Origin of the sequence: Citrobacter gillenii (assembly GCF_013337685.1) — a bacterium.
GTDB lineage: Bacteria > Pseudomonadota > Gammaproteobacteria > Enterobacterales > Enterobacteriaceae > Citrobacter > Citrobacter gillenii.
This window is the reverse complement of record NZ_SUQN01000009.1, coordinates 93,026-110,414: the sequence shown is the minus strand read 5'-3', so window position 1 is coordinate 110,414 and position 17,389 is coordinate 93,026. Positions and strand designations below refer to the sequence as shown.

Below are 17,389 nucleotides of genomic sequence, written 5' to 3'. Positions count from 1 at the left end.
AATGAGTTATAAGACAGTTGCCGCGCTGGCCTTCACCAGCATGTTTAGTCTCAGCACCTTCTTAAGCCCGGCATATGCCGAAGAACAGGAAAAAGCGCTGAACTTTGGCATTATTTCGACCGAATCACAGCAAAACCTGAAGCCACAGTGGGAACCGTTCCTGAAGGACATGGAAAAATCGCTGGGCGTAAAAGTGAATGCCTTCTTCGCCCCGGACTACGCCGGGATCATCCAGGGCATGCGCTTTAACAAAGTCGATATCGCCTGGTACGGCAACCTCTCGGCGATGGAAGCGGTGGATCGCGCCAATGGACAGGTCTTCGCCCAGACCGTCGCAGCAGACGGATCGCCGGGTTACTGGAGCGTATTGATCGTCAATAAAGACAGTCCGATCAACAACCTGAACGATCTGATCGCCAAACGTAAGGATCTAACCTTCGGTAACGGCGATCCAAACTCCACCTCGGGCTACCTCGTCCCCGGTTACTACGTCTTCGCGAAAAACAACATTGCTGCCAGCGACTTCAAGCGCACCGTTAACGCCGGGCATGAAACTAACGCCCTGGCCGTCGCCAACAAGCAGGTGGATGTTGCCACCAACAACACCGAAAACCTCGACAAGTTAAAAACCTCTGCACCAGAAAAATTGAAAGCGCTGAAGGTGATCTGGAAATCGCCGCTGATCCCAGGCGATCCGATCGTCTGGCGCAAAAACCTCTCCGAAACCACCAAGGACAAGGTGTACGACTTCTTCATGAGCTATGGCAAAACGCCGGAAGAGAAAGCCACGTTGGAACGCCTGGGCTGGGCGCCGTTCCGTGCCTCCAGCGATCTGCAACTGGTACCGATTCGCCAGCTGGCGCTGTTTAAAGAGATGCAGGGCGTGAAGGACAACAAGGGCCTGAACGCGGAAGAGAAAACCAGCAAAACCTCGGTGATTAAAGCACAACTGGATGATCTCGACCGCCTGACCGCCGCGCTGGGTGCCATGACCAGCGTAAATAAAGCGGTGCAGTGATTTGTAGGCCTGATAAGTGCAGCGCCATCAGGCAAGCGCGTAAATGCCGGATGGCGGTGCAAACACCTTATCCGGCCTACAACGCAAACACCTGTTCCAACGGAGCCAAATATGCAAACCATCACCGTCGCCCCGCCCAAGCGTAGCTGGTTCTCGCTGCTGAGCTGGGCCATTCTTCTCGCCGTGCTGGTCGTATCGTGGAAAGGGGCCGAAATGGCTCCACTCACGCTGATCGAGGATTCCGGCAATATGGCGACCTTCGCCGCTGACTTCTTCCCGCCGGACTTCAGCCAGTGGCAGGACTATCTCAGCGAAATGGCCATCACCCTGCAAATCGCCGTCTGGGGGACCGCCCTCGCCGTGGTGCTGTCGATTCCTTTCGGCCTGATGTGCGCCGACAACCTGGTGCCGTGGTGGATTTACCAGCCGATGCGTCGCCTGATGGACGCCTGCCGCGCCATCAACGAAATGGTCTTCGCCATGCTGTTTGTGGTTGCGGTCGGTCTCGGGCCGTTCGCCGGGGTGATGGCGCTGTTTATCCACACCACCGGGGTGCTCTCCAAACTGCTTTCCGAGGCGGTAGAAGCCATTGAGCCGGGTCCGGTCGAAGGCATTCGCGCCACGGGTGCTAACAAAATTGAAGAGATCCTCTACGGCGTTCTACCGCAGGTCATGCCGCTGCTCATCTCCTACTCGCTGTACCGCTTTGAGTCCAACGTCCGCTCCGCCACGGTGGTCGGCATGGTTGGCGCAGGCGGCATCGGCGTGACGTTATGGGAGGCGATTCGCGGCTTTCAGTTCCAGCAAACCTGCGCCCTGATGGTGTTAATCATCGTCACCGTCAGCCTGCTGGATTTCCTCTCTCAGCGTTTGCGTAAGCACTTCATCTAATCAGCGAGGCATTGATTGCTATGCACTTGTCTACACATCCGACCAGTTATCCGACGCGTTATCAGGAAATTGCCGCCAGACTTGAGCAGGAGCTTCGTCAACATTATCGCTGCGGTGACTACCTTCCGGCCGAGCATCAGCTTGCCGCCCGCTACGCGGTCAACCGCCACACGTTGCGCCGCGCCATTGACCAGTTGGTCGAACGCGGCTGGGTGCAGCGTCGTCAGGGCGTCGGCGTGCTGGTGCTGATGCGCCCGTTCGATTACCCACTGAATGCCCAGGCGCGCTTCAGTCAGAACCTGCTGGACCAGGGCAGCCATCCCACCAGCGAGAAGTTGCTGGCGGTGCTGCGCCCGGCCTCGAGCCATATTGCCGACGCGCTCAGCGTCACCGAGGGCGACAACGTCATCCATTTGCGCACCCTGCGCCGGGTGAACGGCATCGCGCTCTGTCTTATCGACCACTATTTTTCCGACCTCACCCTCTGGCCGCTGTTGCAGGGCTTTAACCACGGCTCGCTGCACGACTACCTGCGCGAGCAGTTGGGTCTGATGTTACTGCGCACGCAAACACGCATCAGCGCCCGCCGCGCGCAGGCCAAAGAGAGCAAGGTACTGGAAATCCCCAACATGGCGCCGCTGCTGTGCGTGCGCACCCTGAACCACCGTGAAGGCGAAGAACACGCGACGGAATACTCCGTCAGCCTGACCCGCGCCGACATGATCGAATTCACCATGGAGCACTGAATGCACCTTGATACCGCCACCCGCCAGCGCTGGATGCGCGCGCTGGCTTACAGCAACGCTGAAGACCTGAATGCGCGCGTCAACGCGCTGAAACTGACACCAGAATATGAACTTATCCGCGCACCGGAAAGCGGGCTGATGCAGATCCAGGCCCGCATGGGCGGCACCGGCAACCGTTTTTTTGCCGGTGATACCACGATAACGCGCGCCGTCGTACGCCTGAAGAGCGGCACGCTGGGTTATAGCTACCTGCTGGGACGCAACAAACCCCACGCCGAGCAGTGCGCCGTGATCGACGCACTGCTGCAGGAACAGACGTATTTCCAGAGCGTAATGGAAACCTTAATTACCCCGCTGGAAGCGGAACGCGATGCGCTAATTAACGCTCGCCGTGCCGAAGTCAACGCCAGCCGGGTCGACTTCTTCACACTGGTACGCGGAGATAACGCATGACACGATCTACGGCACTACAGAGCGCCTTTAATTTACCCGTCCAGGATGCGCAGCAGTGCTTTCGTCGCCTGCTGAAAGCCATGAGCGAACCGGGGGTGATTGTCGCCCTGCATCAGCTGAAACACGGCTGGCAGCCGCTGGGTCTGGCGACCACCAGCGTGCTGCTGACCCTGGTCGACGGTGACACCCCGGTGTGGCTGGCTCCAGCCATGGATAACGACATTGCCCGACAGAACCTGCGTTTTCACACCAATGCCCCACTGGTAGAACAACCGCAGCAGGCGGCCTTTGCCATCGCCGACAATCGCATTAGCAGCGAACAGCTCAACGCCCTCTCTTCCGGTTCCGCCGTAGCACCAGAGACCAGCGCGACCCTGATTGTGCAGATCGCGGGCTTAAGCGGTGGACGCATGCTGCGCCTGACCGGGGCCGGTATCGCCGAAGAACGGATGATCGCCCCGCAGTTACCGGAATGCCTGATTCATGAACTGACCGAGCGCCCGCATCCGTTCCCGCTGGGGATTGATCTGATCCTCACCTGCGGCGAACGGCTGCTGGCTATTCCGCGAACCACCCACGTGGAGGTGTGCTGATGTACGTTGCCGTCAAAGGGGGCGAGAAGGCAATAGCCAACGCCCACGCGCTGCAGGAGAACCGACGCCGGGGCGATGCGCACATTGCCGAACTGAGCGTGGCGCAAATCGAACAGCAGATGAACCTCGCCGTTGACCGGGTCATGACTGAAGGCGGTATCGCCGACCGTGAACTGGCGGCACTGGCGCTCAAGCAGGCCAGCGGCGACAACATTGAAGCCATCTTTTTGCTACGCGCTTACCGCACGACGCTGGCAAAACTGGCGGTGAGCGAGCCGGTCAACAGCGCAGAGATGCGCCTGGAACGGCGTATTTCCGCCGTCTACAAGGATATTCCCGGCGGGCAGTTGCTGGGTTCAACTTACGACTATACCCACCGCCTGCTTGATTTCACTCTGCTGGCCAACGGCGAGACGCCGCCGCTGCGCGCCGCGGAGAGTGAACAGGATGCCGCCCCGCATGTCTTCTCCCTGCTGGCAAATCAGGGGCTGGCGAAGCACGAAGAGGACGACGGCGCTCAGCCCGATGACATCACCCGCACGCCGCCGGTGTACCCCTGCTCGCGCGCCTCGCGCCTGCAACAGCTAATGCGCGGCGACGAAGGGTATCTGCTGGCGCTGGCTTACTCCACCCAGCGCGGCTACGGGCGCAATCACCCGTTTGCCGCCGAGATCCGCAGCGGCTATGTGGCGCTGGAAATAGTAGCGGAAGAGCTGGGATTTGCGGTAAACGTCGGCGAACTGCTGATGACCGAATGCGAAATGGTGAACGGCTTTGTCGCGCCAGAAAATGACTCTCCCCATTTTACCCGCGGCTACGGGCTGGTGTTCGGCATGAGCGAACGCAAAGCGATGGCAATGGCGCTGGTAGACCGCGCCCTACAGGCACCCGACTACGATGAAACGGTCACGGGACCGGCGCAGGACGAAGAGTTCGTGCTGGCACATGCGGATAACGTCGAGGCGGCGGGTTTTGTTTCCCACCTCAAACTCCCCCACTACGTCGATTTCCAGGCCGAGCTGGAACTGCTCAAACGCCTGCAACAGGAGGCCGTCCGTGACCGCTAATCTTTCCGGCTACAATTTTGCTTATCTCGATGAACAAACGAAACGCATGATCCGCCGGGCACTGCTGAAAGCGGTCGCCATTCCGGGGTATCAGGTACCGTTCGGCGGGCGTGAAATGCCCATGCCCTACGGCTGGGGCACCGGCGGTATTCAGCTTACCGCCAGCGTGATAGGTGAAGCTGACGTGCTGAAGGTCATCGACCAGGGCGCGGATGACACCACCAACGCGGTGTCCATTCGCAACTTCTTCAGGCACGTAACCGGGGTAAACACCACCGACGCGACCTGCGACGCGACGCTTATTCAGACCCGTCACCGCATCCCGGAAACGCCGCTCACGGAAGATCAGATTATTATTTTCCAGGTGCCGATCCCCGAACCGCTGCGCTTTATCGAGCCACGCGAGACGGAAACCCGCACCATGCACGCGCTGGAAGAGTACGGCGTGATGCAGGTGAAGCTGTATGAGGATATCGCCCGCTTCGGCCATATCGCCACCACCTACGCCTATCCGGTCAAGGTCAACGGGCGCTACGTGATGGATCCGTCACCCATCCCAAAATTCGACAACCCGAAAATGGACAGGATGCCCGCGCTGCAGCTGTTCGGGGCCGGGCGTGAAAAACGCATCTACGCCGTACCGCCGTATACCCGAGTCGAGAGCCTCGATTTCGACGATCACCCGTTTACCGTGCAGAGCTGGGATGAACCCTGCGCCATCTGCGGTTCCACCCACAGCTATCTCGACGAAGTGGTGCTCGACGACAGCGGCAAACGGATGTTTGTCTGCTCCGACACCGACTACTGCCGCCAACAGAGCGAGGCCCTTAGCCAATGACGCAACCGCTGCTTTCCGTCAATAACCTGACCCATCTCTACGCGCCGGGCAAAGGCTTCAGCGATGTCTCTTTTGACCTGTGGCCTGGCGAAGTGCTGGGCATTGTGGGCGAGTCCGGTTCCGGCAAAACAACCCTGCTGAAGTCGATTTCCTCGCGCCTGACGCCGCAGTCTGGCGAAATTGTGTATCAGAACCGTTCGCTGTACGCCATGAGCGAAGCCGACCGTCGCCGCCTGCTGCGCACCGAATGGGGCGTGGTACATCAGCACCCGATGGACGGCCTGCGCCGTCAGGTTTCGGCGGGCGGTAATATCGGCGAACGCCTGATGGCCACCGGCGCACGCCACTATGGCGACATCCGCGCTACCGCGCAGCGCTGGCTGACCGACGTCGAAATTCCCGCCTCGCGCATCGACGATCTGCCCACCACCTTCTCCGGCGGCATGCAGCAACGTTTACAGATTGCCCGCAACCTCGTCACCCATCCCAGGCTGGTATTTATGGATGAACCCACCGGTGGGCTGGACGTCTCGGTACAGGCCAAACTGCTGGACCTGCTGCGCGGCCTGGTGGTGGAACTGGATCTGGCCGTGGTGATTGTCACCCATGATTTGGGCGTGGCGCGCCTGCTGGCAGACCGTTTACTGGTGATGAAACAGGGTCAGGTAGTGGAAAGTGGATTAACCGACCGCGTGCTCGACGATCCGCATCATCCGTACACCCAACTGCTGGTGTCGTCGGTGTTGCAGAACTGATTTTTTGTTGTGCCGGATGGCGGCTTACAGGTGCGTTTTTTGTAGGCCGGATAAGCGCAGCGCCATCCGGCAATAAGAACCATGAGGCTCAAATGATCCGCGTAGAAAATGTCAGTAAAACCTTTGTACTGCACCAGCAAAACGGCGTACGCCTGCCGGTGTTGCACAACGCCACTCTGGACGTAAAAAGCGGTGAGTGCGTGGTGCTGCACGGTCACTCGGGCAGTGGGAAATCAACGCTGCTGCGTTCGCTGTACGCCAACTATCTGCCGGACACCGGCCATATTCATATTCAGCACGGCGACGAGTGGGTGGATCTGGTGCAGGCTCCGGCGCGGAAAGTGCTGGAAGTGCGCCGTTCCACCATCGGCTGGGTCAGCCAGTTCCTGCGCGTGATCCCCAGGGTCTCGGCGCTGGACGTGGTGATGCAACCGCTGCTGGATCTGGGCGTCTCCCGCGACGTGTGTGCGGCCAAAGCGGCGCGCCTGCTGGAACGTCTGAACGTCCCGGAAACGCTGTGGCATCTCGCCCCATCGACCTTTTCCGGCGGTGAGCAGCAGCGCGTCAACATTGCGCGCGGGTTTATCGTCGATTACCCAATTTTACTGCTCGATGAGCCCACCGCGTCGCTGGATGCCAAAAACAGCGCCGCCGTAGTGGCACTGATAGAAGAAACCAAAGCGCGCGGCGCGGCAATTGTCGGTATTTTTCACGATCAAACCGTTCGCGACCACGTAGCGGACCGTTTGCACCTGATGGGAACCACAGCATGATTATCAATAACGTAAAGCTGGTGCTGGAAGACGAAGTGGTACAGGGATCGCTGGAAATGGAGGGCGGCGTGATTCGCGCCTTTACCGAAAGCCAGAGCCGTCTACCCGAGGCGCTGGACGGTGAAGGTGGCTGGCTGCTGCCGGGGCTTATCGAACTGCACACCGATAATCTCGACAAATTCTTCACCCCGCGCCCGAAGGTGGATTGGCCCGCGCATTCGGCGATGAGCAGCCATGACGCGCTGATGGTCGCCAGCGGCATCACCACCGTGCTGGATGCAGTGGCGATTGGCGATGTTCGCGACGGCGGCGATCGCCTGGAAAATCTGGAAAAGATGATCAATGCGGTGGAAGAAACGCAGAAGCGCGGGGTCAACCGCGCCGAGCATCGTCTGCATCTGCGTTGCGAACTGCCGCACCACACCACCCTACCGCTGTTTGAAAAACTGGTCGGGCGCGAACCGGTGACGCTGGTTTCACTGATGGATCACTCGCCGGGCCAGCGCCAGTTCGCCAACCGCGAAAAATACCGGGAATATTATCAGGGCAAGTATTCACTTACCGATGAGCAGATGGCCCGCTATGAAGAGGAGCAGTTAGCCCTCGCGGCGCGCTGGTCGCAGCCCAACCGGACCACCATCGCGCAGATTTGTCGCGAACGCCATATTGCGCTGGCAAGCCACGACGACGCTACCCATGGCCATGTTCTCGAATCACATCAACTTGGCAGCGTGATCGCCGAGTTTCCCACCACCTTTGCAGCCGCAGAGGCTTCACGCCAGCACGGCATGAATGTGCTGATGGGCGCACCCAATATCGTGCGCGGCGGCTCGCACTCCGGCAACGTCGCGGCGCATAAGCTGGCTGAACTGGGGCTGTTGGATATTCTCTCCTCTGATTACTACCCCGCCAGCCTGCTCGACGCAGCGTTTCGTGTAGCGGACGACGATGCCAACCGCTTCACGCTGGCGCAGGCGATTCATCTGGTGACCCGTAATCCGGCGCGGGCGCTGAATCTCGACGATCGCGGTGTTATCGCCGAAGGTAAACGCGCGGATCTGGTGCTGGCGCACCGCAAAGGCGATCACGTGCATATCGACCACGTCTGGCGGCAGGGAAAAAGGGTATTCTGACTATGGGAAAACTGATCTGGCTGATGGGGCCGTCCGGCTCCGGTAAGGACAGCCTGCTGGCCGAACTCCGCCAGCAGGAACAGGCGCAACTGCTGGTGGCGCATCGTTACATTACCCGGGCCGCCAACGCCGGGAATGAAAACCATATTGCGCTGAGCGAACAGGAGTTTTTTACCCGCGCCGGACAGAACCTGCTGGCGCTGAGCTGGCATGCCAACGGCTTGTACTACGGCGTCGGCGTGGAGATTGACCTCTGGCTACACGCCGGGTTTGATGTGGTGGTAAACGGCTCCCGCGCCCATCTGCCACAGGCAAAATCACGCTACGGCGCGGCGCTGCTGCCGGTCTGTTTGCAGGTATCACAAGACGTGTTGCGCCAGCGCTTACTGGCGCGCGGGCGAGAAAATGAAACGGAGATTGTCGCCCGTCTTGAACGTGCGGCCCGCTATGCGCCAGAGGACTGCCATACGCTAAACAATGACGGTAGTCTGCTACAGTCAGTGAATACATTGCTCACACTGATGGGACGTAAGCATTCTTATGCCTGAGAGCGCACGGACCCGTAGGCCGGATAAGACGCCTGCGTCGCCATCCGGCTATACATGACCAGGGGAGCAACAATGAGCTTAACGATCACTTTAAGCGGCACTGGCGGCGCGCAGCTGGTGCCGGTTTTTGGCTGCGACTGCCGCGCCTGCCAGCGGGCGCGTTTACAGTCGCAATATCGCCGCCGCCCCTGCAGCGGCGTGGTCAAATTCAACCATGCCGTGACGCTGCTCGACGCGGGGATCCCGCATCTGATGGACGACTGGCCCGCCGGCAGCTTCCGCCAGTTTCTGCTCACCCACTACCATATGGATCATGTGCAGGGACTGTTTCCGCTGCGCTGGGGCGTGGGGAAAACGATCCCGGTATATGGGCCGCCGGATGAACAGGGCTGCGACGATCTGTTTAAGCATCCCGGCATTCTCGACTTTAACCACACCGTCGAACCGTTTGTGGTGTTTAATTTGCAGGGGTTGCAGGTGACACCGCTGCCGCTCAACCACTCAAAGCTGACGTTTGGCTATCTGCTGGAAACCGCGTACAGCCGCGTGGCGTGGCTTTCTGATACCGCCGGGCTGCCCGACAAAACGCTGACGTTTCTGGGCAACAATCAGCCGCAGGCGATGATCATCGACTGTAGCCATGCCCCGCGCACGCAACCGCCGCGCAACCACTGCGATGTAAATACCGTGATTGCGCTCAATGACGTTATCCGCTGCCCACGGGTGATTCTGACCCACATCAGCCATCAGTTCGACGAGTGGCTAATGCATAATCCGCTACCGACAGGCATCGAAGCCGGGTATGACGGCATGGAGATTGTGCTGGATTAAGCGGAGACACTTCATAATAAGACTTGTTAACAGGTCTTTCCCATCCTATATTAAGACCAGTTAAATGGTCTTAAGGAGCGATAATGCCACATATCATTTTAAGCGACACCACCGCGAGCGTGAGTGAGCTAAAAAAGAACCCGATGGCGACTGTTAGCGCAGGGGATGGGTTTCCGGTCGCAATCCTGAACCGTAACCAGCCTGCCTTTTATTGTGTTCCCGCTGAGCTTTACGAAAAAATGCTTGATGCGCTGGACGATCAGCAACTGGTTAAATTAGTCCATGAACGGAGCCAACAGCCACTGGTGGATGTTGGTCTGGACAGCTATTTATGAGTTATACGGTAAAATTCAGGGAAGATGCGCTGAAAGAATGGCAAAAATTGGATAAAACCATTCAGCAGCAGTTTGCCAGAGAACTCAAGAAATGCGGTGAAAATCCGCATGTCCCCTCCGCGAAGCTCAGGGGAATAAAAGATTGCTATAAAATCCAACTACGCACTTCAAGGTTCCGTCTTGTTTATCAAGTTATTGACGACACCCTGGTCATCGCTGTCGTTGCTGTCGGTAAACGCGAGCGTAGTGAAGTTTATAATCTTGCCAGCGAAAGACTACGTTAACGATCGTAATCGTCTTCCATTCTACGTTCTTCATCTTCCAGCTGACGCCGTTCCTGATCGAGCCGACGCTGGCGGTCATCCAGCTGCCGACGGCGGTCTTCAAACTGGCGGCGACGATCGTCATATTGCCTGCGGCGATCGTCGCTTACCTGGCGTTGCCAGCTTTCGTCGCGCGAGTCATCGTAATCCCGATTATTATCAGGCTTATAGGCGTCGCTGACGGCGCGTTGAATATTGCCGATGGCGTCATCAATAATATCCGCCTGCGCCGACACGGTGGTCAGCATCAGCAAACTGAAAAAAAAGATCGTCGGGGAGCGTGTCATAAACCAGCCTCAAAAAGAAACTCGCCCCACGGTAATCAAAGCGCTTGCTCACGAGTAGCGGAGGAATCTCAATTGCGCGGATGACGCAGCGCCTGCGCCAGCTCCCCGCGGGTAAACGGTTTTCGCAGTAGCGCCACCTCCGGCAGGGCCGGGTTGTGTGCCGGACGCAAATCCTGACCGCTGATCAGAAGGATACTCAACTGCGGGTAATGCTTTAGCGCATGGTTAACCACATCCACGCCGCTTAATCCACCGGGCAGCATGAGGTCGCTGATCAGAATGTCGATCTCTGAAGATGCGGCAAGCAAGTGCATCGCCTGCTCGCCGTTGGCGGCCTCCAGCGTCAGATAACCCAGCAGGTGGAGCTGCTCACACAACGTCTGGCGCACATCGGCCTCATCTTCGAGCACCAACACCAGTTTCTCACCGCTGTTCGCCGCATGTTCCACCACAGGGATGTCCTGAGGCTGCACCGGCACAATGGCGCGCGGAAGCTGTAACCGGACCGTGGTCCCTTGCCCCGGCGCGCTCTCAATTTCCACCCGACCACCGGACTGACGCACAAAACCGTACACCATCGACAGGCCCAGCCCGCTGCCGCTGCCGGTCTGTTTGGTGGTGAAGAACGGTTCGAAGACCTGCGCTTTGATCTCCTGCGACATCCCACAGCCCTGATCGGCCACCTCCAGCATCACCATGTCCTGCTTGCGTCCGTCGCTGCGCGTGACCCGCTGATTCCAGCTGCGAATTTTAATCGTACCCGCCTGCCCGTCCATCGCATCACGGGCGTTCATCACCAGATTAATAATGGCGTTTTCCAGCTGGCTGACGTCGATCCACGCCGGCCAGGCGGGTGACTGCGCTTCAATCTCCAGCGTCAGCGTCGCCGGTAGCGAATGGCGCATCAGCTCCCCCAGGTTCTCCAGCAACGTTTTCAGCTCCACCGCATGTGGGTGCAGCGATTGCTTGCGCGAAAAAGCCAGCAGTCGCTGGGTCAGCAGCGCCCCGCGCTCGGCGGCTTTTAGCGCCCGGTTGATGCGCGGCGCATCGGGCGAGTCCGGACTGACCAAATCCAGACTGCCAATAATCACTGCCAGCAGGTTATTGAAATCATGCGCTAATCCACCCGTTAACTGCCCCACCGCCTTCAGCTTTTGGCTGTGCAGTAACGCTTCTTCCAGCCCCTGACGCTCGGTGCGGTCGATTTCCATCTGCGTTGTTTTTTCTTTCAGCAGCCGAGTGGTGTGTTCAAGCGACGCCGTATTGCGGGCAAACACGCTAAAGGCGCGCGCCAGCTCTCCCAGCTCATCGCGCCGCTGCAGGGCCGGCACGCTGACGTCCGATTCGCCATGCGCCAGCCGGGTCATCGCCCGCGAGATAGCCGTCAGGTTCGAGCCTAAGTTGCGGTAGATATACCAGCCGGCAAAGCCGGTGATCACCACCGCCAACAGCGCAAAAATCATGATAAACAGCACGCCGGACTGCAGTTCCTGATGGCTTTGCGCCACCCGCTGCTCGGAGATACTCGCCACCTGCGAGACATACTGGTTGATATCGCTGTTGAGGATCGCCACCAGCGCTTTGATATGGAACATATACCAGCTGATCGCCAGGTCACTCTGCTCCAGCGCGGACGAAAGCGGCTCCAGCTTATGCAGTTCGAGGTTGAAGTCGCTAAGAATACGACTCACCAACTGGCTGGGGTTTTGCAGAACAAGCGCGGGCATCACGCCGCCCAACTGTTTAATTACCGAACGCGGCGTCGGCGTTTCAATGGCGGCAACGATCAGGCGGTCCATCTGCCTCAGCAGCGCGTCATCCTGCGCGCCGGTGAGTTTTTGCAGATGGCGTAAATAACTTTGATTCTGGTACAACGAACTGAGCAAAGCATTCCGTTCCAGATGCCGCAACTGCCCGCGCTGCAGCATGCCTTCCACACTGCTTTGCAGTTCGTTACTGCGCTGGATAATGCGCTCGACCAGCCCCGGTTCCTGCTGCGCCAGCGGGGCGCTGGCCAGCTGTTCCAGCGAATGCTTGAGCGCGCGCTGGGTCTCCTGTAGCCGTTCCGCTTCACCTTTGTATTCCAGCGCCCCCACGACCTGTGAGAGCCGCACCGCCGCCGTCGCGACGTTCGCCGTGTCGCGCGCCAGATTCATGCTGCCGGTCATGTCATCAACGGTTTGCTGTTGCACCTGTTCCTGGATCTGGCTGGCATGCTGAAAGCCCAGCACCGCCACCCCGCTGACCATCAGCGTGACCGCCACCACCAGCAGATTGAAGAACAGCAATCGCCCGCGCGCACTGGCGAAAAAGTGACGTCCGGGTTGCGGCATATCACGCTCCATGAAGAAAAATCGCAATATGACAAATATGAACGGCTTCTGACATTTTGCATTTACATTCCTGTGATGGACTGCTGATATCGGCCACCCCGCAGGAGATCCGTTATGAGCAAGACACCGGTTCTGGAGATGCGCAACATTGCCAAAGCATTCGGCAAATTTTACGCGCTGAAAGGGGTCGATTTAACGGTGTGGTCCGGCGAAATCCACGCCCTGATGGGTGAAAACGGCGCCGGGAAAAGCACCCTGATGAAGATCCTCGCCGGGGCCTATACCGCCACCAGCGGTGAGATCTTAATTGACGGTCAGCCCTTTCATATTCGCGGACCCAAGGATGCGCTGAGCGCTGGCATCACGCTGATTTATCAGGAGATGCAGCTCGCGCCAAATCTGACGGTAGCGGAAAATATCTTTCTTGGCAGCGAACTGTCGTGCGGTGGTTTGGTACAGCGCAAAGAGATGGTGATGCAGGCGCAAAAGGTCATCGACCGGCTCGGGGCACAATTTAAGGCCAGCGATCGGGTCATGACGCTGACCATCGCCGAGCAGCAGCAGGTCGAAATCGCCCGCGCCCTGCACCGTAACAGCCGCATCCTGGTCATGGATGAACCCACCGCCGCCCTCTCTTCACGTGAAACCCACCGCCTGTTTGAGCTGATCATGCGCCTGCGTGATGAGGGGATGGCGATTATCTACATCAGCCACCGCATGGCGGAAGTGTATGAACTTTCGGATCGCGTCAGCGTGTTGCGCGACGGGCAGTACGTCGGCAGCCTGACCCGCGACAAGCTTAACGCCTCTGAACTGGTGCGCATGATGGTCGGCCGCCCGTTAAGCGATCTGTTCAACAAAGAACGCGATATCCCTTTAGGCAAGGCGCGCCTGAACGTGCATCACCTGACCGATGGCAACAAAGTCCAGCCGTGCAGTTTACTGGTGCGTTCCGGGGAGATTGTCGGCCTGGCCGGGCTGGTCGGCGCCGGTCGCTCCGAGTTGGCACAGCTGATTTTTGGCGTGCGCAAAGCCATCAGCGGCATGATTGAAGTCGACGGCGAGCCGGTGGTGATCCACTCCCCGCGTGAGGCCATCGATCACGGTATCGGCTTTCTGACCGAGAACCGCAAAGAACAGGGGCTGTTTTTAGAGCTGGCGGCGGCTGAAAACATCACCATGGCCACGCTGGAGCGTGACGCCAACTGGGGCATGCTGAACCGCAAAAAAGCGCAGACCATCTCCGATGACGCCATTCAGTTGCTCAACATCCGCGTACCCCACGCGCAGGTCCGCGCGGGCGGACTGTCCGGCGGCAATCAGCAAAAATTACTTATCTCTCGCTGGGTCGCGATTGGCCCACGCATTTTGATCCTCGACGAACCCACGCGCGGCGTGGACGTCGGCGCCAAAAGCGAGATATACCGGATCATGAACGAAATGGCGCGCAAAGGTGTGGCTATCTTAATGATCTCCAGCGAACTGCCGGAAGTGGTCGGCATGAGTGACCGGGTGTACGTGATGCGCGAAGGCAGTATTGCCGGTGAGCTGAACGGACAAAGCATTACTCAGGAAAATATTATGACGCTGGCAACCGGCGTGAACGACTCCCATCATCAGGCGGTGTCCCATGAATAATCCAACCCCTTCCCAGCCGGCGGCCAAATCCGCTTCCGCGAAAAAAATGTTGATGGGCGATCTGATGCAAACGGTCGGTATCTTGCCCATTTTAATCCTGATTGTGGCGGTATTTGGCTTTATCGCACCCAACTTTTTTACCGAAAGTAACCTGCTCAACATCACCCGTCAGGCGTCGATCAACATCGTGCTGGCAGCGGGGATGACCTTCATCATTCTCACCGGTGGGATCGACCTTTCCGTCGGTTCCATTCTTGGCACCACTGCGGTGGCGGCGATGGTCGTGTCGCTGATCCCGGAGCTGGCACTGTTGTCGATTCCGGCGGCATTGATGCTTGGCCTGGCACTGGGGCTGTTTAACGGCGCACTGGTCGCCTTTGCCGGACTGCCACCGTTTATCGTCACCCTTGGCACCTATACCGCGCTGCGCGGCGCGGCTTACCTGCTGGCGGACGGCACCACGGTTATCAACTCCAATATCAGCTTCGAGTGGATCGGTAACAACTACCTCGGGCCGATCCCGTGGCTGGTGGTGATTGCGTTGGCGGTCATTGCGGTGTGCTGGTTCATTCTGCGTCGCACCACGTTGGGCGTTCATATTTACGCGGTGGGCGGCAACATGCAGGCCGCACGGTTAACCGGTATCAAAGTGTGGCTGGTGCTGCTGTTCGTCTACGGCATGAGCGGGCTGCTTTCCGGCCTCGGCGGGGTGATGAGCGCCTCGCGACTGTACAGCGCCAACGGCAACTTGGGCATGGGCTATGAGCTGGACGCCATCGCCGCGGTGATCCTCGGCGGCACCAGTTTTGTCGGCGGGATCGGCACCATCACCGGCACGCTGGTAGGGGCGTTGATTATCGCTACGCTCAATAACGGCATGACGCTAATGGGCGTGTCTTATTTCTGGCAACTGGTGATCAAAGGGGCGGTGATCATCATAGCGGTGCTCATCGACAAATACCGTACCCGACACCATCAAAGTGCATAGACAAGCTTACTGGCCTACATATTCGTAGGCCTGATAAGCGCAGCGCCATCAGGCGTATAACAACAATACCCTACGTGAGGAAACGAGTATGCGTTTGAAGCCATTAGTTACCGCGCTCTGTGCTGGCGCACTGCTTGCCGCGACGCCGTATGTGCAGGCAAAAGAACTGAAATCCATCGGCGTAACGGTCGGCGATCTTGCCAACCCGTTCTTCGTGCAGATAACCAAAGGTGCAGAACTGGAAGCGCGCAAGCTGGCGGGGGATAACGTCAAAGTGACGCTGGTGTCCAGCGGCTACGATCTCGGTCAACAGGTGTCGCAGATAGACAACTTTATTGCCGCTAAAGTCGACATGATCATTCTTAACGCGGCAGATTCCAAAGGCATCGGCCCGGCGGTAAAACGGGCGAAAGACGCGGGGATTGTGGTCGTCGCCGTTGACGTGGCAGCGGAAGGCGCTGACGCCACCATCACCTCCGACAACACCCAGGCCGGCGAAATGGCCTGTAAATACATCACCGACCGCCTGAAAGGGAAAGGCAACGTCGTTATCATCAACGGGCCGCCGGTTTCCGCCGTGCAGAACCGCGTAGAAGGCTGCCAGACCGAGTTCAAACGCCACCCGGACATCAAGGTGCTGTCGCATAATCAGAACGCGAAGGGCAGCCGTGAAGGCGGGCTGGAGATCATGACCGCTCTGCTGGCGGCCAATCCGAAGATCGACGGCGTGTTCGCCATTAACGATCCGACAGCGATCGGGGCCGATCTGGCTGCAAAACAGGCGCAGCGTAGTGAATTCTTTATTGTCGGCGTCGACGGATCGCCGGACGGCGAAGAGGCGCTGAAGCGGGAAAACTCATTATTTGTGGCGACCCCGGCACAAGATCCGCAGGTGATGGCAGCCAAAGCGGTCGAAATCGGCTATGACATATTGCAGGGTAAACCCGCGCCGAAAGAGCCCGTGCTGATCCCGGTGACGATGATCGATAAGAACAACGTCGGCAGCTATAAGGGTTGGACGGTGAAATAAGTCGCCACAACAACGCCGGATGGCGGCAAAAATGCCTTATCCGGCCTACAAGATCGCTATGAATTTGTAGGCCGGATAAGCGCAGCGCCATCCGGCATTATATTAAGGAGAATTCTGTCCATGAAACGCTCCGCAATAAATGAGATTCTGGGTCACACGCGCCAGTTTTTTTCCTTGCACGACGTGCATCTCCCACCCTTCGCCAGCTTCCCACCCACCCAATGGCGCAAACTCGACGCCGGAGCCTGGAGTGAAGTCTTTGACCTCAAACTCGGCTGGGACGTCACCGCATTCGGCGGTGATAACTTTGCCGCCCTGGGCTTAACGCTGTTTACCCTGCGTAATGGTTCACCAAAAGGCATGCCCTATGAGAAATGCTACGCCGAAAAAATCATGCACGTCCGCGATGGCCAGGTGACGCCCATGCATTTTCACTGGCGCAAACGCGAAGACATTATCAATCGCGGCGGCGGTAATTTGATTGTGGAACTGTGGAACGCCGGAGTCAGAGAACAAACGGAAGACAGCGACGTCAGCGTAGTGATTGACGGCTGCCGGCAAACGCACGCAGCGGGCAGCCAGCTGCGCCTGACGCCAGGGGAAAGCATCTGCCTGACGCCCGGTCTGTATCATAGCTTCTGGGCCGAAGAAGGGTTTGGCGACGTGCTGGTTGGCGAAGTTTCTTCGGTTAACGACGACGATCACGATAACCATTTCCTGCAACCCATCGCCCGCTATAACGACATTGAAGAAGACGAACCGGCGCTGCTGGTGTTGTGTAACGAATATCGCCTGTTCCGCTAACCAAG

The 17,389-nt window shown here is 58.4% G+C and carries 20 protein-coding genes; 18 read left to right on the top strand and 2 right to left on the bottom strand.

What is annotated here, in order from left to right:
* Position 1 precedes the first annotated feature (1 nt).
* From phnD to FCH32_RS20615, 14 genes are all read left to right on the top strand, one after another.
* Positions 2-1,018 (top strand): phosphonate ABC transporter substrate-binding protein, encoded by a 1,017-nt coding sequence (gene phnD / locus FCH32_RS20680; RefSeq protein WP_096758654.1) that lies wholly within the window; start codon positions 2-4, stop codon positions 1,016-1,018.
* 111 nt (positions 1,019-1,129) lie between these two features.
* On the top strand, positions 1,130-1,909 hold the full coding sequence (gene phnE / locus FCH32_RS20675) for a phosphonate ABC transporter, permease protein PhnE (RefSeq protein ID WP_096758655.1): 780 nt from the start codon (positions 1,130-1,132) through the stop codon (positions 1,907-1,909).
* A gap of 20 nt (positions 1,910-1,929) precedes the next feature.
* Complete coding sequence (phnF, locus tag FCH32_RS20670) at positions 1,930-2,655, top strand: phosphonate metabolism transcriptional regulator PhnF (protein WP_115259669.1); 726 nt, start codon at positions 1,930-1,932, stop codon at positions 2,653-2,655.
* Entirely contained in the window at positions 2,656-3,108 is a 453-nt protein-coding gene (phnG, locus tag FCH32_RS20665; protein WP_117343577.1) for a phosphonate C-P lyase system protein PhnG, read from the top strand.
* Entirely contained in the window at positions 3,105-3,701 is a 597-nt protein-coding gene (gene phnH, locus FCH32_RS20660; RefSeq protein ID WP_096758658.1) for a phosphonate C-P lyase system protein PhnH, read from the top strand. The genes phnG and phnH overlap by 4 nt, the downstream gene beginning before the upstream one ends.
* On the top strand, positions 3,701-4,768 hold the full coding sequence (locus FCH32_RS20655; protein WP_096758659.1) for a carbon-phosphorus lyase complex subunit: 1,068 nt from the start codon (positions 3,701-3,703) through the stop codon (positions 4,766-4,768). Before phnH ends, FCH32_RS20655 begins: the two co-directional genes overlap by 1 nt.
* 46 nt (positions 4,769-4,814) lie before the next feature.
* On the top strand, positions 4,815-5,606 hold the full coding sequence (phnJ, locus tag FCH32_RS20650; RefSeq protein ID WP_137399228.1) for an alpha-D-ribose 1-methylphosphonate 5-phosphate C-P-lyase PhnJ: 792 nt from the start codon (positions 4,815-4,817) through the stop codon (positions 5,604-5,606).
* Positions 5,603-6,361 carry a phosphonate C-P lyase system protein PhnK gene (gene phnK / locus FCH32_RS20645; protein ID WP_135912712.1) on the top strand — a complete coding sequence of 253 codons (759 nt, stop codon included), beginning with the start codon at positions 5,603-5,605 and terminating at the stop codon, positions 6,359-6,361. The genes phnJ and phnK overlap by 4 nt, the downstream gene beginning before the upstream one ends.
* 92 nt (positions 6,362-6,453) lie before the next feature.
* Positions 6,454-7,134 carry a phosphonate C-P lyase system protein PhnL gene (gene phnL / locus FCH32_RS20640; RefSeq protein ID WP_174361446.1) on the top strand — a complete coding sequence of 227 codons (681 nt, stop codon included), beginning with the start codon at positions 6,454-6,456 and terminating at the stop codon, positions 7,132-7,134.
* Positions 7,131-8,267: an alpha-D-ribose 1-methylphosphonate 5-triphosphate diphosphatase gene (gene phnM, locus FCH32_RS20635; RefSeq protein ID WP_174361445.1), complete on the top strand. Its 1,137-nt coding sequence runs from the start codon at positions 7,131-7,133 to the stop codon at positions 8,265-8,267. Before phnL ends, phnM begins: the two co-directional genes overlap by 4 nt.
* Before the next feature lie 2 nt (positions 8,268-8,269).
* Positions 8,270-8,815 carry a ribose 1,5-bisphosphokinase gene (phnN, locus tag FCH32_RS20630; RefSeq protein ID WP_096758664.1) on the top strand — a complete coding sequence of 182 codons (546 nt, stop codon included), beginning with the start codon at positions 8,270-8,272 and terminating at the stop codon, positions 8,813-8,815.
* A gap of 72 nt (positions 8,816-8,887) precedes the next feature.
* Entirely contained in the window at positions 8,888-9,646 is a 759-nt protein-coding gene (gene phnP, locus FCH32_RS20625) for a phosphonate metabolism protein PhnP (RefSeq protein WP_174361444.1), read from the top strand.
* A gap of 83 nt (positions 9,647-9,729) precedes the next feature.
* The gene (locus FCH32_RS20620; protein WP_174361443.1) at positions 9,730-9,981 is read left to right on the top strand and encodes a type II toxin-antitoxin system Phd/YefM family antitoxin; all 252 of its coding nucleotides are present in this window, start codon (positions 9,730-9,732) and stop codon (positions 9,979-9,981) included.
* Entirely contained in the window at positions 9,978-10,265 is a 288-nt protein-coding gene (locus FCH32_RS20615) for a type II toxin-antitoxin system RelE family toxin (protein ID WP_137362310.1), read from the top strand. The genes FCH32_RS20620 and FCH32_RS20615 overlap by 4 nt, the downstream gene beginning before the upstream one ends.
* On the opposite strand, the gene yjdP is transcribed toward FCH32_RS20615, so the two are convergent.
* Both yjdP and FCH32_RS20605 read right to left on the bottom strand, forming a co-directional pair.
* On the bottom strand, positions 10,262-10,591 hold the full coding sequence (gene yjdP / locus FCH32_RS20610; protein ID WP_096758667.1) for a DDRRRQL repeat protein YjdP: 330 nt from the start codon (positions 10,589-10,591) through the stop codon (positions 10,262-10,264). The genes FCH32_RS20615 and yjdP overlap by 4 nt on opposite strands.
* 68 nt (positions 10,592-10,659) lie before the next feature.
* Complete coding sequence (locus FCH32_RS20605; protein ID WP_137362309.1) at positions 10,660-12,924, bottom strand: hybrid sensor histidine kinase/response regulator; 2,265 nt, start codon at positions 12,922-12,924, stop codon at positions 10,660-10,662.
* 114 nt (positions 12,925-13,038) lie between these two features.
* Here FCH32_RS20605 and FCH32_RS20600 point away from each other — a divergent pair, with 114 nt between their 5' ends.
* The 4 genes from FCH32_RS20600 (at position 13,039) to FCH32_RS20585 (ending at position 17,384) form a co-directional block, all read left to right on the top strand.
* Positions 13,039-14,562 (top strand): sugar ABC transporter ATP-binding protein, encoded by a 1,524-nt coding sequence (locus FCH32_RS20600; RefSeq protein WP_137399201.1) that lies wholly within the window; start codon positions 13,039-13,041, stop codon positions 14,560-14,562.
* Complete coding sequence (locus FCH32_RS20595) at positions 14,555-15,550, top strand: ABC transporter permease subunit (protein WP_174361442.1); 996 nt, start codon at positions 14,555-14,557, stop codon at positions 15,548-15,550. Before FCH32_RS20600 ends, FCH32_RS20595 begins: the two co-directional genes overlap by 8 nt.
* A gap of 88 nt (positions 15,551-15,638) precedes the next feature.
* Complete coding sequence (locus FCH32_RS20590; RefSeq protein ID WP_096758671.1) at positions 15,639-16,580, top strand: ABC transporter substrate-binding protein; 942 nt, start codon at positions 15,639-15,641, stop codon at positions 16,578-16,580.
* A gap of 120 nt (positions 16,581-16,700) precedes the next feature.
* Positions 16,701-17,384 carry a D-lyxose/D-mannose isomerase gene (locus tag FCH32_RS20585; RefSeq protein ID WP_115259680.1) on the top strand — a complete coding sequence of 228 codons (684 nt, stop codon included), beginning with the start codon at positions 16,701-16,703 and terminating at the stop codon, positions 17,382-17,384.
* The last annotated feature ends 5 nt before the right edge of the window (positions 17,385-17,389 follow it).